The organism is Segatella copri (assembly GCF_019249655.2).
Taxonomy (GTDB): Bacteria; Bacteroidota; Bacteroidia; order Bacteroidales; family Bacteroidaceae; genus Prevotella.
In genome coordinates this window covers 2,641,539-2,661,914 of sequence record NZ_CP137557.1, presented here as the reverse complement: position 1 = coordinate 2,661,914, position 20,376 = coordinate 2,641,539, and the positions used below count along the sequence as shown (strand labels likewise).

Here is a 20,376-nt window from a genome sequence, read left to right as displayed (position 1 = left end):
TGCCCAAAGTTGCCTTTCCGCATTGTTACCTGCTTTGCATAGGTAACTGTGGCTCACGATTTAGTAACTGAACTACTTCAATATTCCTCGCTCGCTTGCTTTATGTCGATTTGGCAACTTTGTGCAAATCTGCTCATTCCCAACTGTTTACGTTCCAACCTCTCTTATTCTCCTTTGGCTGCTTTAGAGCTTTATGTTAATTGTTATCAAACGATGTTTGTTCTCTCTTACAAAACTATGTTTCTTAGCACACAAGACTATGTTCCTATACTCACAAAACTGCGAGTTATAACATTTAACATAAAGCTCTAAAGCAGCCAAAGGAGAATAAGAGAGGTTGGAACGTAAACAGTTGGGAATGAGTAGATTTGCACAAAGTTGCCAAATCGGCATAAAGCAAGCGAGTGAGGAATATTGAAGTAGTTCAGTTACTAAATCGTGAGCCACAGTTACCTATGCAAAACAGGTAACAATGCGGAAAGGCAGCTTTGTGCATCAACGGATTTTATTGCGCTGATTCTCAATGTTTTGCGTATCAAGGAACGCTTACAAAATGATTATATTTGCACACTCAAAATGTAAGCGTTATGAAAATCGAAAAATTCAAGGTGTTGCTCTACCTAAAAAAGAGCGGAATGGACAAGAATGGAAAAGCTCCCATCATGGGACGCATCACGGTGAACAGGACTATGGCGCAGTTCTCCTGCAAGTTGTCTTGTACTCCATCGCTTTGGAATCCTCGTGCCAGCCGATTGGAGGGCAAGAGCAAGGAAGCCGTGGAGACCAACAAGGACATCGGGCAGTTGTTGCTTTCCATCCAAAAGGCTTTCGATGTGCTTGTGGAAAAGAGAACGGACTTCGAGGCTAAGGATGTCAAGGAGGCTTTGCAGGGCAGCGTCAAGACACAGACCACCCTTCTCTCCTTCGTGGACGAGCATATCAGTGAACTCAGCACCCATGAGGGCATCGATATGTCGAAGAGCAGTGTCTGGACTTACAGAAAGATTCGCAAGAATCTCGCTGAGTTCATCGGGGAGAGGTATAGGTTGACTGATTTGGCTTTCGGACAGCTGACCGAGCCTTTCATCAGTGACTTTCACCATTACCTGCTTGACGAGAAAGGCTTTTCATCAGGAACCATCACCATCTATGTGTCGCTCTTCAAGAAGATGTGCCGCATTGCCTTTGAGCGAGGCTTGTGCAAGAACCTGCTGTTCGCCCATTATCGGGTTGGCACTCCAAAGGTTACGACACCCAAGGCTCTCAGCATGTCTGATTTCATAAAAATCCGTGATGTGGAACTGCCCGAAGACAAGCCGAGACTATCCGTTAGCCGTGACCTGTTTCTTTTCGCCTGCTATGCAGGAACAGCCTTCATAGACACCGTTTCCATCACGAAAGCCAATGTCAAGGTATTGGAGGATGGTGACAAATGGCTCATCTATAACCGCAAGAAGACCGGAACACTTGCCAGGGTGAAACTCCTGCCCGAGGCGTTGGAGCTGATGGCGAAATACGAGGACGGGGCAAGAGATACCCTTTTCCCATTGCTGAGCACGAATCGTGTTCGTATCGATCTCATCACCATCTGCAAGTTGGCGGAAACGAGCAAGACCTATTCCTACCATTCGGGACGACACTCGTTCGCCAGCCTCATTACGCTGGAGGCTGGTGTGCCGATGGAGACCATCTGCAAGATGCTCGGTCACAAGGATGTGAAGATGACGCAGCGGTATGCGAGAGTAACCCAAAAGAAGCTGTTTGAGGACATGGACAAGTTCATCGCTGCAACCGAGAAGGACTTTATTCTCGCATTATGAACAGGGCTTTCAACTTTTCTTTTTACAGTTTCAACTACATTATTATATTATAAGGACAACAACTATGAGCAGAAGTACATTTTCAATTTTGCCTTACATCAACAGACAGAAGGTGAAGGCAGACGGAACAGCCAACATACTTTGCCGCATCACCGTTGACGGCAAAAGTGCAGCCATTTCCACAGGCATATCCTGTACCCCACAGGAGTGGAACGCCAAGAAGGGAGAGGTACGGAACGCAAGGGACAACGGACGATTGGCAAGTTTCCTTGCTGAGGTCAAGGATAAATACAACTCACTTCTTACCGCCAATGGCATCATCACCGTGGAAATGCTGAAGGCTGTGTTGAAGGACAAGGACACGACAGGAAGGTTCTTGCTGAACTTTGGTGATACCATCGTGGAATGGTATCGAACCTCAAAAGCCAGACAAACCTTTCTGCACAAGCGGACATGGCAGAAGAACCTGAGAGCCTTTGTCCATTCGTTGGATAAGGACGACATCGCCTTTGAGGACATAGACGAGAATTTCGGGGAGGAATACAAGCTGTTCCTGAAACGAGACCAGGGACGCATCGACAGCTACGTGAACCATTGCCTTCTATGGCTGAACATGTTGATGTACAAGGCAGTGGACAGGAGCATTATCCGCTTCAATCCCATAGCCAAGATAGGGTATGAGAAGAAGGCAGCCCCGAAGATGACCCATATCAGCAAGGCAGACTTCATCAGGATGCTCTCTACCCCGATGGCTGACGAGCGAACGGAGCTTGCACGCAGATGTTTCATTTTTGCCTCGCTCACCTCCTTATCCTATATAGATGTAAAGAAACTGTACCCTCACCATATCAGTGAGAACTCCGAGGGTAGGAAGTTCATCCGCAAGGAAAGAGAGAAGACAGGCGTGGAGTTCTTCGTGCCGCTCCATCCGATAGCCGAGAAGATTCTTTCGCTCTACAATACCACGGACGACAGCAAGCCTGTTTTTCCACTGGGTGAGAAGAAAGACATCTATCTTGATGTGCATACCCTTGGAATGGTGCTTGGCATAAGTAATAAGTTGGGATTCCACGCCAGCCGCCATACATTCGGAGTATTGATGCTCAACGAGGACATTCCCATCGGCAGCATAGCCAAGATGATGGGACACGCAGACATTACAAGCACACAGGTCTATGCGCAGGTGACGGAGCAGAAGATTTCAAATGACATGGATAAGCTTATTGCCAAGCGGGAAAGGAACAGATTGTCGAACGAAAAAACTATTGGAAAATGAACAGAGGAGTTATAACTATCAGCGAGAGCGGAACGGTATCCATGCCGACCGATACTGTATGGATGACCATGCAGGAGATTGGCGACATGTATAATGTATTCGGCTGCTATGTGCGCAAGGCTGTCAAGGCTGTATTCAAGGACGGCATTCTGAAAGAGCAGGGTGTACGCCGTCATGTCAGGAAGAACGACCGCATCAGCTATGATGTGTATAGCCTTGAACTCGTCATTGCGGTAGCCTTCCGTATTGACAGCATTGAGAGCCGAGCCTTCCGGGAGTTCATCATGCAGTCCGTCATCGGCAGACAGACAAGCCGCACTAAACTGGTCTGTATCTTTACAGAGAATGCAATGGCATAGACCTGCCATAAAGCAACGTTCCTTGGAGGCTTTGCGCCTCCAGCCACTTGGGCGAACCACCGCAGTGTGTTTTAGCATGGTATTAGATTTATACAGGTAACACAAATGATACCCGGCAAACACGACCAACTCGGTATAGCCAATAAAATGAGGCGACAACCTATAACAGCCACACTCGGTAAGTTATACGTTGTCGCCTTGTTCATTTCCCCCCACTCATCAAGGACATGTATTTCTCCTACAAGCCCTTCATTCTGTACGCCTCACGATAGTTAGCCATCAGAATCTTCTGAATGTCGGACTCGCGGTAGAGTATCTTTCCGCCAAGCTGGATATACGGGATGACACCGTTGTTTCGGTAGTCCTGCAGGGTTCTTCGGCTCAGTTGCAGCCTGGCACAAAGCTCCTTGTCCGTCATGAAGCGCTCACCGCCAAGCATGGGGCGGTAGTTCATCACGGCACGTTCAAAATTGTCAACCATTCGGTTGAGGTGGTTCACGATGTGGTTCATCCACTCGCTGTTTCTTGTCATTACTTCATTGCTCATAGTTGTCTCGTTTTATTGTTGATACTTACGTTACCCGGTTTACTTGCTGCTTTGGATTAAGTGGCTGTTGTATATTGACAGCCTAACCTGTGCGCTTGCGAAAGCGCATGTCCTTTTTCCTGTCCTCCACTACTGCTACGATAGCCATCACGTCCTCCGGCTTGTAGTAGGTCTTGTGGCTGATTTGCGTATAAGCCAAAGTTCCGTTGTCCCGAAGCGTCTGCACTGTCCGTGGGCAGATGTTGAGCGTCTGACACACGTCCTGCGTGCCGAGCCACTTGTTCATGGTCTTGTCCTCACTGCGCTCACGGATTCTGTCCATGCGCTTCATGAAGTTCTCCAACTGGGCATCAAGATAGTTGAATGCCTCTTCCTCGAATACGATGAATCCCATACTTTTCTTTTTTCTAAGTTAATACTATGTTATATGTCGCAAAGCTCCACGCATATGCTGTGCTCCACGCTTGTGAGTGCAAAGATAAGGCACGGCAATCTAAAAACAAGCGTTTTCAATTTCTGTGGCAGTATGTTGCCGGGGTTTGCCGACTTCAACGCCAAAAACAACAAGAAAAACTTGCACGACTGCAACGAATACATGAACAATGATGAGTTGAGAAATACGTTGAAGTTCTCACAGCTATCTCGGTATGCAAATAAGCAAGCCACAACTAAATTGCCACGTTACACCCAATCAGTTGCATGGCTGCACTCAGTACACTTACTTTGCACCCGACAATCGGTCAATGGTGCAAACCGTGACCACTATACTAACAAATAAAACAGCATAAGCTATGGCAAGAACAAAAGATGCAGTCTTGGCTCCTGAGCAAAAGGAGCTGATGGAAAAAGAGTATTTGGATTTTGTTAACCCATCTACGTATGGCAACAAAGCCAATCCAAGTAGTTGTAATTCTCTCTATGATGATGTAGAGAACCCAGAGTTGAGAGCAATTGTAGAGAAAGTTGCTGCAACAACTCCCTATAGAGAGGAAACATCAACGAACGAGGCTCAATCGCCACCGAATCCGCAGAAGCGCATCAGTGGCAAGCAGCGCAAGGCGACATTGGAGGAGTATCAGCAGACCTTCCTCCAAGTTCCAAGGATTGACGACCGCAAGCCAGTCTTCGTCAGTTCCGATGTACGAGACCGTCTTGATCGTGTCGTCCGCATCCTCGGAGGGAGACGCATGAGCGTATCGGGCATCATCGAGAACATCGTGCGCCACCACCTAAGCCTTTATGAAGAGGACTTCGAGGCTTGGCGCAAATTGTGAGAATTAAGGTCTGCGACCTTGGGCGTGGATAGCTGAAAGGCAGTAGTTCCAACCAACGTGTTCTGAGAGGGAGCGAGGTTATGTTTTGGGAACCCCAAAACGCCTCGCTCCACCATGAGGGCGGAGATTTTTTGCTCCCGACGGTCGCAGAAAGTGAGTGTACCAACTGTAAACAGTATATCGAATGACAAGCATGCAGGAACAGAATAGGAAAAAGGGCGGAAGACCGCCCACGGGCAGGGTTCGCAAGCTGTCGAAGTCTGTCACGGTGAAGTTCTCGAAGCCAAGCTACGAGGCATTGAAACTGAGGGCAAGAAAAGCCAATCGCAAGTTGGCGGAGTATATCCGTGAGTCAGCCTTGAATGGTGAGGTGGTGAGCGGACACAACACAGAGACGGTTGCCATTGCCAAGAACCTCATCGGTATGGCAAACAACCTCAACCAACTTACCAAGCTGTCGCATCAGAGAGGTTTCCATGAAACCCATGTATATGTGGTGGACTTGTTGAGAAGATTGAAAGAAATCCTTGGCGAGTTTCGCCAAGCAAGTTATAAACCGAAGCCAAGCAGTATGGGCAGAAAGGAGGATACCACATGATAGGCAAGCTAAAGAAAGGTGCATCCTTTGGTGGTTGCGTCCGCTATGTGACAGGCAAGGACGAGGCGAAAATCATCGTCTCGGATGGTGTGTTACTCGGCACGAATGCCGAGATAACGCAAAGTTTCGAGCTACAGAGGCAGCTAAATCCAAGGATTAAGAAGCCTGTGGGACACATTGCATTGAGCTTCAAACCAGAGGACAAGCCACGTTTGACGGATGAGTTCATGGCAAAGATAGCCCTTGAATACATGCGGATGATGGGCATTACCGATACCCAATTCATCATTGTAAGGCATCACAACACGGACAATCCTCATTGCCATATCGTGTACAACCGCATCAATAACGATGGCAAGCTCATATCAGACAGGAATGATTACAGGCGTAATGAGCAAGTGACCAAAGCTCTAAAATCCAGGTATGGATTGACTTATGGAACTGACAAGAGCAAGACTAACACTCGCAAATTGCGCAATGCGGAGCGTGCAAAATACGAGATTCACAATGCTGTAAAGAGCGCATTGAGAATGGCAGATAGCTGGGACGAGTTCAAAAGTGAACTTGCAAAACGAGGTGTTCACTTAGAGTTTGTCTATAAGGATAAGGAGCGAACCAAGGTACAAGGTATCCGTTTCTGCAAGGATGGATATAGCTTCAAAGGTACGCAGATTAGCCGAGGCTATAGCTTTGGCAAGCTGAATGCGAGATTTGAGGGAACGGAGAACCTTTTATCAGCAAGAGCCAGCTCTGCTCAGCAATATGAGCAGGGCTGTTGCAAGAATGAGCAGGTGCCATCCATATCGGAGAGCAACCAGGACCCTTGGGACGGTATTTCTTCCATAGGACTTTTTGCTTCTGCCAATGCACAGACCTTTGAGCAATTCCCAGAGGATGAATCATCCAAGAAGAAAAAGAAGAAACGCAGAAGAGGCTTTAGCCTTTGATGCAAGTCATAAACTTAAAATTAGAATCGAACATGAAAGAAGAAATGTTAGAAGCCATCTACGGCACAGTTGAGAGATTGGAGCAAAAAGTCGATGAACTTTCTGACCCACCAAAGAATACAGAGGCGGAAAGCACTCCGGTCTCTGTAAGTGTTGATACAAGCAAACTTGAAAAAGCTATTCTTGCTATGGCTGTAAAAGAAGGGGAAGCTATTGACAAATTGGTAAGATTAAGAGAGGCTATCTGTATCTTTACCGACCTTACCAAGAAAGAAGCAAGCAAAGATGAACAGCGAAGCAAACTCTTGTTTGATACCATTAATCAGGTGAAACAAGAGCTGAATGCCACATCAAAAAATGTGCAGGACAAACTTCACTCAATGGATAACACACCTCTGAAGAAAGTAGTGACTCATCGCTTCGAGCCAACTTCAAAGTATGTTCTTCTTTTCATTGGAGGCTTGGCTCTATCTCTTGTCATCTCCATTTGGGGCAACCTAGCCCAATGGCGAGAGTATCAAGCTTGGGAGGTAGCAGACTTGAAATATCGGGCATTGAAGATGGTTCTTCCATCTGACGACCCAAATGTTCGATACATCGAAAAGCATTTTTCTGTTTGCCGAGATGAGAAAGTTATAGATGATGTAAGAAATTGTGTTGCTGCCTACGAGGATTATATTCGCCATCATCATGAAATGGTTGAAATGGCTACTTATAAAGATAGTATAGCCAATAAGCTTTTGCAAGAATCAAATCGCATAAAACGTGCTATGAAAAGCTCAAAATAAAGTTTCTGGAAACTAACTAAACTAAATGAGAGGGAAATAAACTTAATACATTCCCCTCTCATTTATTTAGTGTAATTTTGGAATATAATCTTTATCCCTTTATAATAAGGACATTGGGAGGATTGTCCGATTTTGAGGTAACGAATTGCCAACCGTTCTTGTTGCTGCATTCTGCTTTGATATGCTTTCTTGGCATCTCGTCTATGCTACAAAACGTTCTGAAATTTGCTGTGCTTTCACTAACGAGTGCGATTGTAACTGAATCAATATAGCAGAAATACGGTCTATTCTATTCATTTTGCATCTTTAATTTGAATATTTGAATCTTCAATAATAACAGCTTGTTTATTACTTATAGGAATAAGCTGCAACTTCTCATTATATAGTTGAACTATCTTTTCACCTTTTTTCTTGAATGGAAAATTTCCATAATGGGGAATCGTATAAAAATCGACCAAATCTAAAGAAGTACAGTCTTTCAATTCAGGAGCCTTTTCTATTGGATCAAAATTCACACTTCTCATATATTCTGCATCGGGAGAGGCTATTATTGCTCCGGCAGATTCCCCAATATACAGTTTACCCAATTTCACTTGTTTAGATATAATTTTATCAACACCTTTTCTTTTTAACTCTTGCAAAAGGAAAAATGTATTTCCACCTGTTATGTAGATATAATCGCATTTATGTAATATAGAAGATATTTCCTCTTTGGGCAGTTGGGTAATCTCGACTTCTTCAACAATCATTCCTGCTTCTTCTAAAGCCTTTTTTCCCTTTTTTACATAGAATCGTATTGGTTCTGTAAGGCTTGCAGTTGGTATAAAAGCTATAATTTTCCCTTGCAAATCTTCTTTGGCACAATCGACAAATAGATTAGCAACATCAGCAAATGATGAGCATAAAAATAATCTTTTCATATTCTATAATATTAAGTTTAACACTTTTTGATACTACATTGATGATAGGTCAGAAACTCCTCCTTGATAGTGTAAACAGAGCCGTGACTCAGTTCAGTTTACACTACCACTCTTTCTTTATGCCTCCATTTTATCTACTTATTGTTTGTTTTGATATGCTTCTTAATCTTCTTTATAGCCCAGTCGTAATGGCTTGCCGTTGTTGAAACACAGTAAGTGCCAAGCGTAGAAGAGCCTGTCCAACCGAACGAATTCTTGGCAAAGAGTTCTTCATTGGAAAATTGCTCTATCAGTGTCATTACCTCTTTATGACTCTCTTTTAAGATTGTCTTTGCTTCTGTCAGTGGTGTGCTTTGATGCTTCTTCCAAAATTCCAAGTTCATTGCTGGATAGGTTTTCCAATTGTATGGTGTAGGCAGAAACGTTTGGTACTCACCGTTAAGATTGGCTTTTATCCAACTCAGTAGCAGTTGATGCCATTCGTACAGATGTACAAGCACATCTCGCAGATTTTTGTCTCTGCTCCAGTGTGTTTCTTTACCGACCGTTGCCATTTCTTCAGCAAAGGCTGCTTCCTGCTGACTTTTAGTCATACAGTCTATAAGCTTCCACATCTTGTTGAATTGTTCGTTGGCGGATGATGTCAAATCCGCTTTTGTCGTTGCACGTGCCATAATTATTTTCTACTTAGTGTTGTTATATTATTTTCTGAAACTACCATTGCTTGCTGGTTATTGAGATTTCATTGGAAGATAGTTATATTTTTTGCATAATCTGCAATGTGACATATTCGAATATATATGCATTGAAAGTACTTATTTTTTATAAGTAATTGAGAATGAGATAAGTTTTTATCTCATAAAAAGAAGAGGTTACGAATTAGAAATATACAGAATGTAGCATCTTGCTGTGATTTGCATAACCATTCAAAGAACTCTTTCGGTTGCAAAGGTACGATATTTAATCGGGGATAAAGAATGTTTTAAGATTTTTTAAGTATTTACATCTTTTCGATGAGCCAAGGACAGCTCATGTTTCTTTCGAGGGCAACGACAATGCATCTTATAACTGCAACATCATAAGACATAATGCCAAACTCATACATAGGGAAGATGGCAACTATTTTATGGCTACAGCCACTGTGAGCACACAGGGACAAAATACCCCAATATTGCAACAGTACATGAAAGCCGATGTCAGAATCATCGTCAGCAATAAAACGTTATGGCAACAGGTATTCGGATAAACTATATCCGAATACCTGCTGTTTGTTTTTGGATGCATATTGTGTTGGTAAGCATCAGATTTTACGCAAAAGTTCTAATTTCCATAAAATTCCTCTTGTAAATCATTGGATATTTAGAAAAATATCGTATCTTTGTCCCCGAATTAAGGCGTTCTTTGCATATTGCAAAATACAGAAACGAGCAGAAGTCCGCTCGTTTCCATATTGTTACCTATATAATATAGGCAAACGCCCAACTTCTTGATTTTCAATCAAAGTCCAATTTAGAGCGAGTTATAACATTAACAATAACAGTTTTGTTTTCCGAGGAAAGAAAAAATGTAAGGAAATTTTATATATTATATATAAATATATATAATATATAACTTTAATTCTTACTTCTCTTCCGCTAGGGGTGATGGAGCGGAATTTAAAACTGTTATTGTTATTGTTATCAATTGCAGTATTTGGGTGTTATTTCAGGGCGGCAAAAAACTTTTTATTTTTTTCCCGAAATTATTTTGTTGTTTCGAAAATAATCATTATCTTTGCGCCCACGAAAATGAAACACCTGTTTCCCTCGTTTATTCAAGAGAGATGGATGCTCCAAGAATCGTAGAACTATAATAATAACCAAAGACTCTTAACCGAGTTTTTTAAAACAAAACGATTATGGACAACCAGAAAAATCCTGTAGCTGCTCAGCAGTATCGTATGAAGTCTTCTATCGAAGAGTATGAAGCCAATGGCTTGAACAGTTTGTTAATGCAGATGCATCATTGGGCATTAGACAAACGCATTGTGTCAAGGCGGGATTCCTTGATTTATTTCAATGTGGCTTATGCGGTAGCCGCTCCCTTGGAGGCTACCTCTGAGTTTTCTGTGAAACTTGTCAGAAGGAAGATAGAGGACTTATTCGAGGAGGGTATTCTAAAAAGGAAAATTCGTAAATTTTCTCAGAATGATACGCTTCTTAGTCTGTGGATGGTATATGGCATATTACATTTGCAGTGCCACAGATCTTATAAACTTAACTGTCGGCTTGAAAAAATAAGGAGTGAAATAACCGAAGACTTCATTCTCTGGGAAGTTCCCCACATGAAATTCGGTAGCGTTGCGACCCAATTCTCTGCCATGATAGATGCCGTGGAGGATAGATTTTATTCTCCAGAGTTACATGAGGTGAAGCCTGACCATCGTGACAGCGGTGAGCAGCCCATGAATCTCAATGAGATGAAGATACAGGCATTGGAGGCTCAACTTGAAGAAGAGAAGGAGAAGAATGAGCATTGCAAGGCCATTGAGAAAAGCAATTATCTCACTGCTTCCTTTAACCTGCAGCTTGAGAAGAGATTCAAACTGCTGGAAAGGCAATTGGAAGATGTGAATGCTAGGCACAACCGCGAGATGAGGAACATGCAGCTCATAATTGAACAGAAGGACGAAGAAATCAGGCAGTTGAAAGAATTGCTTAAGTCGAGAGTTCCGCAAAAGGCGAATGGTGCGAGCACCGTGAATAATTATTTCTTGGGTTCTGTTGGCGTACAGTCGAACAGTGCAAACAATGTGACGTCACATACGTATGATCCGTGGGACCGGGAAAACGAAAGATAAAGATAAGCAATCAAGGAACATCTTTTTAGTGAATTTAAGTGAATATAGTGAATTTAAACAGGGAAACTATGTATAATCAGAATGACAACAATTGGGAAAGACCGATGATTCAAAACAACTTTTATGGCAACATCGGTCAGCAGATAAACCATGTAGATAAGATTGAGGCTCATTTCGACAAGAATATGGGCATAGAGGTGGATGGACAGAACATCCTGAAGGATATGGCGCAGGCTCCTTCGCCCGACGAAGACTGGATAGACCAGATAGTTCCCTGCTTCATGGGCGTAAAAGCCAATGCCTTGGAATTTGTAAGCATGGCGAGAAATATGAAGCCAATACAGATTACGGCCTTGGTCAACGCATGGCTGGTGGAAAAGAAGATCAGCACCATCAGTTATAGGCGTGCTTTGTGGAAACCGCTCCACGATCATGGCCTCTATCCACGCTCGGAGTCATGCTGGAATGACCAGGTGCATCTGCCTGGATAAGGAATGGAGCAGGGAAAATACCCCTGTAGATAGCAATAAGAGATAAGATAACTTGTACAAACTTGTACAACTCCTTGTGAAGTGCTTGTAATTACTTGTGGAAAATTTGTACGACAAGTAATTGCAGGCACTTTTTGTTTTATGCCCCATTTTTTCTTTCTATCTTTGCATTGTCAAAACGGACAAAGGGTCTGCATTGAAGGCTGATTCCATGGTCCTGATTGATGTTCAGATTTTACAGTCTGGATTTAGTGTGTTTATAGTTTTAGAGTTTTTAAATTTAAAGTAGAAAGGAAAAGAAAATGGAAAAGTTTAAGGTAATCAAGCTCCTTGCCGTGAAGAATGGCATGAGCCAGCAGACTGGCAAACCCTGGAAATCGCGCGAGGTTGTGATTGAGAGTGTTCTGAGTGCCATGCATCCCAACCAGTTTGTAGGCCGACTCTTTGGCGATGCGGTGGATAAGTTTACCGCCCAGGAAGGCGATGTGATAGGCATCGAACTCCGTCATGGTGTGAAGGAGTTTAACGGCAGCTATTACGGCGAGACTAATATCGTTGATTTTGAGCAGGTTCAGCCGTTCTAACCATGAGTGTTTCATCTTTTTAAAAAGTAGGAAGCAACTTTTTAAATAAATAGTATTTTTAAAATAGAAAGCAATATGAATATCAAGATTCAGATTTCAGACGAATTGTACAAGAAGCTGGTAGCCAGCGGTAAGCGCATCAGAGGCAGCATTGCCCTAGTAAGCCCCAAGGAGGGTAACTTCAGTGCTTATGCCACCCAGATGGGTGTGCGAAAGGTGAGAAAGTTCATCAAGTTGCCTCATGGCAGAGCCAGCGTGAGCGAGGAGAACGTAAGACTCACGCTCTGCGTGGAGAGAATGGAGCAGCATGTGGTGCCGGCAGCAGTTATCATCGACGAGAGTGCACAGGCCAGCGTGTTTGTTGACCAGGTTACGCCCTAAGGTGATAAGAGACGATAAGATAAACAGAAATATTTACATATAATTGAAGGTTCACTATAAATAACGAATGTAAATGGCAATAGGATATTCTGACAATATTAGAAGCAAGTGGGTGCAGATTTGCACCCCCGAGCTTCTTCACCGAGCCATGAAAAGCAGCAAGGTGAAATCGGTTTGTGCCCAGCTGGTTGATGCTTTGGAAAGCAACCTGCGTGGCGAGTTGGGCAAGGAGGACTACGAGGAGATGAAGCGAAAGCTCAAGGCACAGTTGCCTATCATCACGCCTCATGCCACCTTTAAGCTGGGCAGGCGCAAGAACGATGAGGCTATCCCCAGCGGCTTGTCGATATACGACATCGACCATATTCCAGACCCTCGCGGATATTGGGAGGAGAAGAAGAAGGTGCTGGACAACAAGCAGTTGGGAGAAAACAAAGTTTCAGATTCTAAGGCAAGCAGTATCCTCGACCTGATAGTGCTCGCCCACGTTACTCCTTCCACCCAGGGCCTTCGCCTCGTGTTTATCATCCCCGAGGGGATGGATATCGCCATGGCGCAGCGATGGATGTCGGAGCAGCTGGAGGATAAGGATTATGATTCTGTGGTAAAGGATATGGCTCGTCCATCGTTTCTTGTTCCAGAAGAGTATCTTCTTTATATCAATGAGGAGGAGCTTTTCAAGGATAGAAAAGTTACACCACCAAATGCTGTTCAGCCTGCCCAACCTGCTGATAGCCATCCTGCTGATGATTCTCATCTCGGCCCTGCTGGAGCTCATCAAGCTGCTGGCGGAGTGGCACCCCTTGAAGTGTTCCCCACAGAATACCAAGGCATACCCTATAAGAATCTCGTAGATAAGCTGATTGTGCTGCTTGGCGGCGAACCGGAGCACGGCTCCCGCAACACCTTCATTTTCACCCTGGCTTGCTACCTGCGCTATCTTTGCGACGACAATGCTGCATGGATCAAGCAGGTAATCCCCACCTTCGGCGAAGACCAGCAGCGAGCTTTCTCCACCGTGGATAGCGCCTGCAACCGCAAGCAGTCGCATCGCATGCCGAGCATCGTGCGCAACGCCATCAGGCTGGTTCAGGAGGCCGACAGCAAGGCTAAGGCCGATGGAAACTTCGATGATGAAGACTTCGGGGATATCCATAATCCGGAATCTTATTTTTACAACATCCATCAGATACCGCAGAAGCTGCCTAAGCTCATCAAACTGCTCATCTCCAAGACTCCTGCCATCTATCAGCCTGCCGTATCGCAAGCGGTGTTTCCGCCCCTGGCAGCCCATCTTTGTCAAACCCGTTTCCTCTATATCGATAATGTAGAGCACGAGGCAACCCTGATGCAAATCTTGTGTGCCCCAACTGGTTCTGGTAAAGAGAGCATCAGCCAGCCTATCAACAGAATCATGGCCGATATCCGCAAACGTGATGCGGAACAGCGTGAGCGTGAGCGACTTTGGAAGGATGAATGCAACAGCAAGGGTGCCAACAAGGATAAGCGTGAACGCCCTGCCGGACTCGTTATCCAAGAGGTGAATATCGATATGACCAACCCGGCATTCGTGCTCAGAATGAAGGAGGCTGACAATCATTTTCTCTATGCCAAGATTAACGAGCTCAACCTCTTTGATGCCCTGAAAGGCAAGACCAATCAGCAATTCCGCATCATGGAGCTGGCGTTTGATCTGGGCAATTACGGTCAGGACAGAGTGGGGACGCAGAGTGTTACGGAGACCGTGAAGGTGCGATTTAATTGGAATGCCAGCTGCACGCCCAAGAAGTGCAGGGATTACTTCCGAAGGGTGGTGACGGATGGACCAGTCTCGCGCATTTCGTTTGCCACCATCGAGCGCCGACCATGCGGTTCGGAGATTCCGGTGTACGTCACTTACGATGCTGCTTTCGACGAGGAGCTTCGCCCCTATATCGAGAATCTGGTGAAGGCGAGGGGCTTGGTGAACTGCCCGCAGGCGTTGCGACTTGCCAGGAAACTGGTGGAAGAGAATGCCGAATTTGCCCGTCTTTCGCAGAACTATGTGTTCGAGAATCTCTCGTTCAGAGCCAATGTCATTGCCTATCTCAAGGCATGCGTGCTCTATGTGGCCAACGGCATGAAATGGGAGAAGAGCATCGAGGACTTCATCCGCTGGAGCGAGCGCTACGACCTGTGGTGCAAGCTGAAATTGTTCGGACAGATGATTTATGAGGCTGACAATGATCAATCTGATTCTCCGAAGACGGCACCCAGAGGACCTAAGAATATGCTGCTGCTCCTGCCCGATGAGTTTACATTTGAAGATTATATCAAATTGCGCCGCTCGCAGGGGTTTGAAGATACCAGTTTGCATAATGCGAAATGTGCTATCAACCAGTGGATTTACCGCAATTATGTAGTTAAGGTTTCCTTAGCAGGCGGAATCAGCGAAGATGATAACAATAACAATAACAGTTTTGTTTTCCGCAAGTTGAAGTATTTAACCAGCAAAACATAATGCTTATGGAAATAGTTTTAGAGCGTATAGCGAAGAAGAACTCTTATACCATCGGCCGCCTCTATATCTTGCCCGATGCCGACGTGAAGCGCAAGGCGCTTTCGGGCAAGAAGGCGGGCGACAAGAGAAGTTTTCTTCATCAGTTTGACTTGCAGAAGTTGTCGAAGGACGCTTACTTCTGCGATACCCTGGAGCCTACGTGGCGCAACCTGAAGGGTGTGGAGTTGAAGCCCGAGGAGGAGAAGGGCAAGTATAGCAGGGAGAGTGGCAAGGTGGCAAGAAAGATTCCGGGCCACACCGCTATCCCCGAGGGCACTTATCGGGTGCTCATCACCCAGTCGCCGAGGTTCAGGCAGTGGCTGCCTTATCTGCAGGGCGTGCCTAACTTCGAGGGCATCCGCATCCATGCCGGCAACTATCCCGACGACACCCAGGGCTGCATCCTGGTGGGCGAGAACAGGCTGAAGGGCATGGTGGTAAACTCCCGCATCTGGCTCCATCGGCTGATGAAGCTGATGGAGGAGGCGCAGCAGAAGGAGGAATCCATCTGGATAACTATCATCTGATGGGAAAAAAAGAAAGAGCGTCTCCGAAATAAATCGGAAACGCTCTTCTTGATGTACACCCTTAGGGATTCGAACCCTAGACCCACTGATTAAGAGTCAGTTGCTCTACCAACTGAGCTAAGGGTGCAACACAATTAAAAAGTCTAAATTTTTTAAATAACTAAAAGAATTCTCATTTTCCAAGAAAGTGATTCCGCAAGGATTCAAACCTTGAACCTCTTGATCCGTAGTCAAGTGCTCTATTCAGTTGAGCTACGGAACCTCATAACCTGGTAGATAATGGTACACCCTTAGGGATTCGAACCCTAGACCCACTGATTAAGAGTCAGTTGCTCTACCAACTGAGCTAAGGGTGCCACTTTTATTTATGTGCGTATGAAACTTCTTGAAGTATCATCTGGTTAAGAAAGTGATTCCGCAAGGATTCAAACCTTGAACCTCTTGATCCGTAGTCAAGTGCTCTATTCAGTTGAGCTACGGAACCATTCCTTTTCAGATTACTTTTTTCTTATTGTACACCCTTAGGGATTCGAACCCTAGACCCACTGATTAAGAGTCAGTTGCTCTACCAACTGAGCTAAGGGTGCAACAATTTTTTCTTGCCGCAATATGTTCAACCTTGTGTGATTCCGCAAGGATTCAAACCTTGAACCTCTTGATCCGTAGTCAAGTGCTCTATTCAGTTGAGCTACGGAACCATACCTTGTTGATTTCAGAGAATAGGGGCGATGCTTTATAGAAGTGATTCCGCAAGGATTCAAACCTTGAACCTCTTGATCCGTAGTCAAGTGCTCTATTCAGTTGAGCTACGGAACCATTCTTTTAAGCTTTTATCAAGTTTGTACACCCTTAGGGATTCGAACCCTAGACCCACTGATTAAGAGTCAGTTGCTCTACCAACTGAGCTAAGGGTGCATCTTCTTGATAGCCTCATTTCTGAATTGCGAGTGCAAAGGTACTACAAATTTTTGAATCCACAAAATTTTTCGCCGAAAATTTTCAATTTTCTTTGAATTTTTTCTTGAAGAAGGTTCCCAGTGCATGGCGGATGCCCCGCTTGTTGACGCTGTAGATGCGATATGCGCCCGGGGATAACGGCTTGATATTGATATAATTGCCTTCGCTTGTAGCTCTATAGATGGTGCTGCCTTGCAGGGTTTCTACCAGGAATACCCGTGTATCGAGATTTTTTGTGATTTCGGGTAGATGCACTTGCATTCCGTCGCAATAGAGCATTCGGGCGGAGCCTTCGGCATGCCTGTGCAGGAGCACATCAGCCGCTTTCTCCTGTGTGGCGAGGCTCTCGGTGCCATATCCGTCCATCGAGGTTACGGCAAAATAGAGCGGCTGTTCGCATTCTTCGGGTTTCAGCAGGAGCATGTTGCCCAGACGGCGTGCCGAAATCAGGTTGCGCGCATCGCTCACGTCCACCGGATAGGTGCGGCTTGCATATACATTATTATATATATAGGGCGTAGAGATGGCCGATCCGTCGGTGTAGCTGGCTTCGTTCTGCCACGACAGCTCCATGTAGCCGTTGCGCCACTTGATGTCGAGTGCCTTGGGCTGCTTGGGCTTCTGGGTGCTTGCCCAGGTCATCGGCGGCACCAGCGACGGATATTCGTTGAAGCGCCGGGTGAAGTCGAGGATGCCCTGCTGGTTGTTGAGCAGAAACTGATTCCTGAAGAAGCAGTAGCCCATGCCCAGGTTTCGGGTGAGGTGCATCTCGGGTATCACGTCGTTGATGTTCCATTTCCCCTCTTTCGGGTCGAGGAAGTAGATGCCGAGTCCGGGAACCACTATCTTGCCGTGGCTCTGCTCCTGCCAGTCGATGGCGAAGGGGTAGAAGTGCTCGTTGCGGAAGTACATCATCGGGAAGAGTGCGTCCATCAGTCCCTCGCGCAGCCATCCCTGTGCATCCTGGCATACCTTGGTGTTGGCATTCCATCCGTAGCTTGGGTAGCGGGTCAGGTCGTCGTACTTGCCCACGGGCGAGCAGCTCATCTTTACCCATGGCTTCAGGCTCTTCACGGCATGGCTTATCTTCCGGGCTATGCTGGTGATGTAGTTTCTGCCCTGCTGGCGGCTCACCTTCAGGTTCCAGTTTTCGGGGTATCGGATGTAGTCGAGATGGATGCCGTCGATGTCGTATCGTCGGGTTATCTCGCTGCATATCTGTGCCAGATAGTTGCCCGTGCGGCTGTCTTCGGGGTTCATGTATCCGTCGGCGCCTATCTTCCGGATGAGTTTCGGGAACTTGCGTCGCAGGTTCCTGCATCCCAGTGCATCCCATTTGCCCACGGGTATGGTTACCACCCAGGCGTGGAGTTCCATGCCTCGCTTGTGGCATTCGTCGATGGCAAACTGCAGGGCGTCGTAGCCTGGCGATTTGCCGGGGAATCCGGAGATGCATCCGTCCCATGGTTCCAGGGCGGACGGGTAGATCATGGTGCCGCGCACGCGGGTCTGCAGCAGCACGGTGTTGATCTTAGCCTGCTGCAGGCGGTCGAGTATCTGGCAGAGTTCCTGCTGCTGCTTTCGTGCCGAGATGGGCGACTGGGCGTAGGAGTGGGGCCAGTCTCTGCCGCCGATGGTGGTGAGCCATACGGCGCGCACCTCGTGCTTGGGAGCCTGCTGGCTTACGAGGATGCTGCCCGCCTGTTCGGCATGGCTGGCGGGGGTTGCTGCCAGGCAGTCTTGGGTTGCAGCCTGCCCGGATATGCCTGCCGCAGCCTGCTTATTTGGTAAAATTGCCCCTAAAAGGAGCAAAAAAAGAGATAATTTCTTCATATCATTTCAATTTGGCAACAAAGATACGGATATTTTTTCGTAATTCAAATAAAAATTGTAATTTTGCGGTGGAATTCGTACGAAAAAGTGCGATTTGTCTGAAAAGAGAGTGAATTTTAAAACAATAAAAGAAAAATGGTCAGTTTCATCATCAGTTTGGTGGCCCTCGTTTTGGGCTACCTTCTTTATGGAAAGTTTGTGGCGCATGTGTTCGGTCCTGACGACCGCCCTACGCCTGCAGTGACCAAAGCCGACGGAGTCGACTTCATGGTGCTGCCAAGTTGGAAGATTTTTATGATTCAGTTCCTCAACATAGCGGGCACAGGACCTATCTTTGGTGCCATCATGGGTGCGTGGTATGGTCCTGTGGCCTATCTGTGGATTATCTTCGGATGCATCTTTGCGGGTGCCATGCACGACTATATGAGCGGCATGCTGAGCATCCGCAACGAGGGTGCGGGCCTGCCTGAGCTGGTGGGCAAGTATCTGGGCGGCAGAACCAAGAAGGTGATGCTGGTGTTCTCCGTGCTGCTGTTGATGATGGTGGGTGCGGTGTTCGTATATAGTCCGGCCATCATTCTCGATGGCATCTGCCATTCGGATTCGTTCCTGGGCGGCCAGATGTTCTGGATTATCATCATCTTCATCTACTATATCATCGCCACGCTGCTGCCTATCGACAAGATTATCGGCAAGATATATCCTCTCTTCGCCTTCTCGCTGCTCTTCATGGCGGCTGCGCTGATGATAGGACTGTTTGTGAAGTGGCCTCAGCTGCCTGAGCTGTGGGGCAATCTGGCTTCTGCCAATCTCAACGAGAATCCGGCTTGGCTGGGTGCGGAGCCGTTCATGCAGAAGAGTCCGCTCTTCCCATGCCTCTTCATCACCATCGCCTGCGGTGCAATCAGTGGTTTCCATGCCACCCAGAGTCCGCTGATGGCGCGATGCATAAAGAACGAGAAGATGGGCCGTCCTATCTTCTATGGTGCGATGATTACCGAGGGCATCGTTGCCCTGATCTGGGCCACGGTGTCGATGTATTTCTTCTACTACGGCGGCTGGAGAGAGTGCGTGAGTGCAGAGGCAGCTCAGCAGTTCATCGCTCAGTTTGACGGCGGCAAGACGCTGGTTCAGCATTTCGATGCGCCTACCGTGGTGAAGATAGTATGCTCCAGCTGGCTGGGCATTGCCGGCGGCATCCTTGCCCTGCTGGGTGTGGTGGCTGCGCCTATTACCAGTGGAGATACTGCGCTGAGAAGTGCCCGACTCATCATTGCCGAGGCGATAGGCCTGGAGCAGCACAGCATGCGTCGCCGTCTCTACGTCTGCATTCCGCTGTTTGCCGTAACAATGGGCATTCTGATTTGGCAGATGAAGAATCCTGATGGCTTCAACGTCATCTGGCAGTACTTTGGCTGGGCCAACCAGACGCTGGCGGTGTTCACGCTCTGGACGCTGACGGTTTACCTGGTTCAGCAGAAGAAGCCTTATGTGATGACCCTGGTTCCGGCACTGTTCATGACGGTGGTTTGCTCCACCTTCCTGCTTGTTTCGCCTATGGCGTTTGCCCTGAGCGAGCCTGTGGCCTATACGGGCAGCGTCATCATCCTGGTGGTGGCACTGGTATGGTTCTTCGCCTGGTATCGGAAATATATTAATAACAATTTAAGATAAACTGAAGTTTCGCAAGTAGCAT

General features: G+C 46.4%; 19 protein-coding genes and 8 tRNA genes. 14 read left to right on the top strand and 13 right to left on the bottom strand.

All coding sequences use genetic code 11. The annotated features are described in order from the left end of the window. Positions 1 to 587: 587 nt before the first annotated feature. The 3 genes from KUA49_RS10900 to KUA49_RS10890 all read left to right on the top strand — a co-directional run bounded on the left by KUA49_RS10900 (position 588) and on the right by KUA49_RS10890 (position 3,455). On the top strand, positions 588 to 1,820 hold the full coding sequence (locus tag KUA49_RS10900; RefSeq protein ID WP_318331606.1) for a site-specific integrase: 1,233 nt from the start codon (positions 588 to 590) through the stop codon (positions 1,818 to 1,820). Positions 1,821 to 1,884: 64 nt separating this feature from the next. Next, positions 1,885 to 3,096, top strand: a complete 1,212-nt coding sequence (locus KUA49_RS10895; protein WP_218421448.1) for a site-specific integrase — start codon at positions 1,885 to 1,887, stop codon at positions 3,094 to 3,096. Beyond that, positions 3,093 to 3,455 (top strand): hypothetical protein, encoded by a 363-nt coding sequence (locus KUA49_RS10890; protein ID WP_218421446.1) that lies wholly within the window; start codon positions 3,093 to 3,095, stop codon positions 3,453 to 3,455. The genes KUA49_RS10895 and KUA49_RS10890 overlap by 4 nt, the downstream gene beginning before the upstream one ends. A 238-nt stretch (positions 3,456 to 3,693) precedes the next feature. Here the strand turns inward: KUA49_RS10890 and KUA49_RS10885 are convergent, their stop codons facing one another. Together KUA49_RS10885 and KUA49_RS10880 are read right to left on the bottom strand one after the other, a co-directional pair. Further along, positions 3,694 to 4,002, bottom strand: a complete 309-nt coding sequence (locus KUA49_RS10885; RefSeq protein WP_008145366.1) for a helix-turn-helix domain-containing protein — start codon at positions 4,000 to 4,002, stop codon at positions 3,694 to 3,696. A gap of 82 nt (positions 4,003 to 4,084) precedes the next feature. Beyond that, complete coding sequence (locus KUA49_RS10880; protein WP_318331605.1) at positions 4,085 to 4,396, bottom strand: helix-turn-helix domain-containing protein; 312 nt, start codon at positions 4,394 to 4,396, stop codon at positions 4,085 to 4,087. Between the two features lie 397 nt (positions 4,397 to 4,793). Between KUA49_RS10880 and KUA49_RS10875 the strand changes: the two genes are divergently transcribed. From KUA49_RS10875 to KUA49_RS10860, 4 genes are all read left to right on the top strand, one after another. After that, on the top strand, positions 4,794 to 5,276 hold the full coding sequence (locus KUA49_RS10875) for a DUF3408 domain-containing protein (protein ID WP_264950963.1): 483 nt from the start codon (positions 4,794 to 4,796) through the stop codon (positions 5,274 to 5,276). Between the two features lie 184 nt (positions 5,277 to 5,460). After that, positions 5,461 to 5,874 (top strand): plasmid mobilization protein, encoded by a 414-nt coding sequence (locus KUA49_RS10870; protein ID WP_218411324.1) that lies wholly within the window; start codon positions 5,461 to 5,463, stop codon positions 5,872 to 5,874. Next, the gene (locus KUA49_RS10865) at positions 5,871 to 6,821 is read left to right on the top strand and encodes a relaxase/mobilization nuclease domain-containing protein (RefSeq protein WP_218411325.1); all 951 of its coding nucleotides are present in this window, start codon (positions 5,871 to 5,873) and stop codon (positions 6,819 to 6,821) included. The genes KUA49_RS10870 and KUA49_RS10865 overlap by 4 nt, the downstream gene beginning before the upstream one ends. Before the next feature lie 32 nt (positions 6,822 to 6,853). Then, positions 6,854 to 7,609, top strand: coding sequence for a hypothetical protein (locus KUA49_RS10860; RefSeq protein WP_256624712.1), 756 nt, complete (start codon positions 6,854 to 6,856; stop codon positions 7,607 to 7,609). A 293-nt stretch (positions 7,610 to 7,902) separates the two neighbouring features. On the opposite strand, the gene KUA49_RS10855 is transcribed toward KUA49_RS10860, so the two are convergent. Further along, positions 7,903 to 8,529: a Type 1 glutamine amidotransferase-like domain-containing protein gene (locus KUA49_RS10855; protein ID WP_004315354.1), complete on the bottom strand. Its 627-nt coding sequence runs from the start codon at positions 8,527 to 8,529 to the stop codon at positions 7,903 to 7,905. 134 nt (positions 8,530 to 8,663) lie between these two features. Then, positions 8,664 to 9,203, bottom strand: coding sequence for a ClbS/DfsB family four-helix bundle protein (locus tag KUA49_RS10850; protein ID WP_007898728.1), 540 nt, complete (start codon positions 9,201 to 9,203; stop codon positions 8,664 to 8,666). A gap of 1,223 nt (positions 9,204 to 10,426) precedes the next feature. Here KUA49_RS10850 and KUA49_RS10845 point away from each other — a divergent pair. From KUA49_RS10845 to KUA49_RS10820, 6 genes are all read left to right on the top strand, one after another. Beyond that, positions 10,427 to 11,368 carry a hypothetical protein gene (locus KUA49_RS10845; RefSeq protein ID WP_218411326.1) on the top strand — a complete coding sequence of 314 codons (942 nt, stop codon included), beginning with the start codon at positions 10,427 to 10,429 and terminating at the stop codon, positions 11,366 to 11,368. A 68-nt stretch (positions 11,369 to 11,436) separates the two neighbouring features. Continuing rightward, the gene (locus KUA49_RS10840; protein ID WP_218411327.1) at positions 11,437 to 11,859 is read left to right on the top strand and encodes a hypothetical protein; all 423 of its coding nucleotides are present in this window, start codon (positions 11,437 to 11,439) and stop codon (positions 11,857 to 11,859) included. 302 nt (positions 11,860 to 12,161) lie between these two features. After that, positions 12,162 to 12,443, top strand: a complete 282-nt coding sequence (locus tag KUA49_RS10835; protein WP_218411328.1) for a DUF3127 domain-containing protein — start codon at positions 12,162 to 12,164, stop codon at positions 12,441 to 12,443. Positions 12,444 to 12,518: 75 nt separating this feature from the next. Then, positions 12,519 to 12,824 (top strand): hypothetical protein, encoded by a 306-nt coding sequence (locus tag KUA49_RS10830; protein WP_218411329.1) that lies wholly within the window; start codon positions 12,519 to 12,521, stop codon positions 12,822 to 12,824. Positions 12,825 to 12,897: 73 nt separating this feature from the next. Next, positions 12,898 to 15,324 carry a VirE protein gene (locus tag KUA49_RS10825; RefSeq protein WP_218411330.1) on the top strand — a complete coding sequence of 809 codons (2,427 nt, stop codon included), beginning with the start codon at positions 12,898 to 12,900 and terminating at the stop codon, positions 15,322 to 15,324. Positions 15,325 to 15,329: 5 nt separating this feature from the next. Next, on the top strand, positions 15,330 to 15,890 hold the full coding sequence (locus KUA49_RS10820) for a DUF5675 family protein (RefSeq protein WP_218411331.1): 561 nt from the start codon (positions 15,330 to 15,332) through the stop codon (positions 15,888 to 15,890). 54 nt (positions 15,891 to 15,944) lie between these two features. On the opposite strand, the gene KUA49_RS10815 is transcribed toward KUA49_RS10820, so the two are convergent. The 9 genes from KUA49_RS10815 to KUA49_RS10775 form a co-directional block, all read right to left on the bottom strand. Next, positions 15,945 to 16,017, bottom strand: a tRNA-Lys gene (locus KUA49_RS10815). 61 nt (positions 16,018 to 16,078) lie between these two features. Beyond that, positions 16,079 to 16,152, bottom strand: a tRNA-Arg gene (locus KUA49_RS10810). Positions 16,153 to 16,170: 18 nt separating this feature from the next. Next, positions 16,171 to 16,246, bottom strand: a tRNA-Lys gene (locus KUA49_RS10805). Positions 16,247 to 16,300: 54 nt separating this feature from the next. Next, positions 16,301 to 16,374: transfer RNA gene (locus KUA49_RS10800), tRNA-Arg, on the bottom strand. A gap of 30 nt (positions 16,375 to 16,404) precedes the next feature. Then, positions 16,405 to 16,477: transfer RNA gene (locus tag KUA49_RS10795), tRNA-Lys, on the bottom strand. A 37-nt stretch (positions 16,478 to 16,514) separates the two neighbouring features. After that, positions 16,515 to 16,588, bottom strand: a tRNA-Arg gene (locus KUA49_RS10790). Between the two features lie 44 nt (positions 16,589 to 16,632). Continuing rightward, a tRNA-Arg gene (locus tag KUA49_RS10785) sits at positions 16,633 to 16,706 on the bottom strand. Positions 16,707 to 16,732: 26 nt separating this feature from the next. After that, a tRNA-Lys gene (locus KUA49_RS10780) sits at positions 16,733 to 16,805 on the bottom strand. An 84-nt stretch (positions 16,806 to 16,889) separates the two neighbouring features. Next, positions 16,890 to 18,680, bottom strand: a complete 1,791-nt coding sequence (locus tag KUA49_RS10775; RefSeq protein ID WP_218411332.1) for a glycoside hydrolase family 10 protein — start codon at positions 18,678 to 18,680, stop codon at positions 16,890 to 16,892. A 135-nt stretch (positions 18,681 to 18,815) separates the two neighbouring features. Between KUA49_RS10775 and KUA49_RS10770 the strand changes: the two genes are divergently transcribed. Beyond that, the gene (locus KUA49_RS10770; RefSeq protein WP_218411333.1) at positions 18,816 to 20,354 is read left to right on the top strand and encodes a carbon starvation protein A; all 1,539 of its coding nucleotides are present in this window, start codon (positions 18,816 to 18,818) and stop codon (positions 20,352 to 20,354) included. The last annotated feature ends 22 nt before the right edge of the window (positions 20,355 to 20,376 follow it).

What these genes read in the sequence shown, in the direction of transcription:
- KUA49_RS10900 (WP_318331606.1), top strand. Translation starts at nt 588, where the DNA reads ATGAAAATCGAAAAATTCAAGGTGTTGCTCTACCTAAAAAAGAGCGGA.
- KUA49_RS10895 (WP_218421448.1), top strand. Translation starts at nt 1,885, where the DNA reads ATGAGCAGAAGTACATTTTCAATTTTGCCTTACATCAACAGACAGAAG.
- KUA49_RS10890 (WP_218421446.1), top strand. Translation starts at nt 3,093, where the DNA reads ATGAACAGAGGAGTTATAACTATCAGCGAGAGCGGAACGGTATCCATG.
- KUA49_RS10885 (WP_008145366.1), bottom strand. Translation starts at nt 4,002, where the DNA reads ATGAGCAATGAAGTAATGACAAGAAACAGCGAGTGGATGAACCACATC.
- KUA49_RS10880 (WP_318331605.1), bottom strand. Translation starts at nt 4,396, where the DNA reads ATGGGATTCATCGTATTCGAGGAAGAGGCATTCAACTATCTTGATGCC.
- KUA49_RS10875 (WP_264950963.1), top strand. Translation starts at nt 4,794, where the DNA reads ATGGCAAGAACAAAAGATGCAGTCTTGGCTCCTGAGCAAAAGGAGCTG.
- KUA49_RS10870 (WP_218411324.1), top strand. Translation starts at nt 5,461, where the DNA reads ATGACAAGCATGCAGGAACAGAATAGGAAAAAGGGCGGAAGACCGCCC.
- KUA49_RS10865 (WP_218411325.1), top strand. Translation starts at nt 5,871, where the DNA reads ATGATAGGCAAGCTAAAGAAAGGTGCATCCTTTGGTGGTTGCGTCCGC.
- KUA49_RS10860 (WP_256624712.1), top strand. Translation starts at nt 6,854, where the DNA reads ATGAAAGAAGAAATGTTAGAAGCCATCTACGGCACAGTTGAGAGATTG.
- KUA49_RS10855 (WP_004315354.1), bottom strand. Translation starts at nt 8,529, where the DNA reads ATGAAAAGATTATTTTTATGCTCATCATTTGCTGATGTTGCTAATCTA.
- KUA49_RS10850 (WP_007898728.1), bottom strand. Translation starts at nt 9,203, where the DNA reads ATGGCACGTGCAACGACAAAAGCGGATTTGACATCATCCGCCAACGAA.
- KUA49_RS10845 (WP_218411326.1), top strand. Translation starts at nt 10,427, where the DNA reads ATGGACAACCAGAAAAATCCTGTAGCTGCTCAGCAGTATCGTATGAAG.
- KUA49_RS10840 (WP_218411327.1), top strand. Translation starts at nt 11,437, where the DNA reads ATGTATAATCAGAATGACAACAATTGGGAAAGACCGATGATTCAAAAC.
- KUA49_RS10835 (WP_218411328.1), top strand. Translation starts at nt 12,162, where the DNA reads ATGGAAAAGTTTAAGGTAATCAAGCTCCTTGCCGTGAAGAATGGCATG.
- KUA49_RS10830 (WP_218411329.1), top strand. Translation starts at nt 12,519, where the DNA reads ATGAATATCAAGATTCAGATTTCAGACGAATTGTACAAGAAGCTGGTA.
- KUA49_RS10825 (WP_218411330.1), top strand. Translation starts at nt 12,898, where the DNA reads ATGGCAATAGGATATTCTGACAATATTAGAAGCAAGTGGGTGCAGATT.
- KUA49_RS10820 (WP_218411331.1), top strand. Translation starts at nt 15,330, where the DNA reads ATGGAAATAGTTTTAGAGCGTATAGCGAAGAAGAACTCTTATACCATC.
- KUA49_RS10775 (WP_218411332.1), bottom strand. Translation starts at nt 18,680, where the DNA reads ATGAAGAAATTATCTCTTTTTTTGCTCCTTTTAGGGGCAATTTTACCA.
- KUA49_RS10770 (WP_218411333.1), top strand. Translation starts at nt 18,816, where the DNA reads ATGGTCAGTTTCATCATCAGTTTGGTGGCCCTCGTTTTGGGCTACCTT.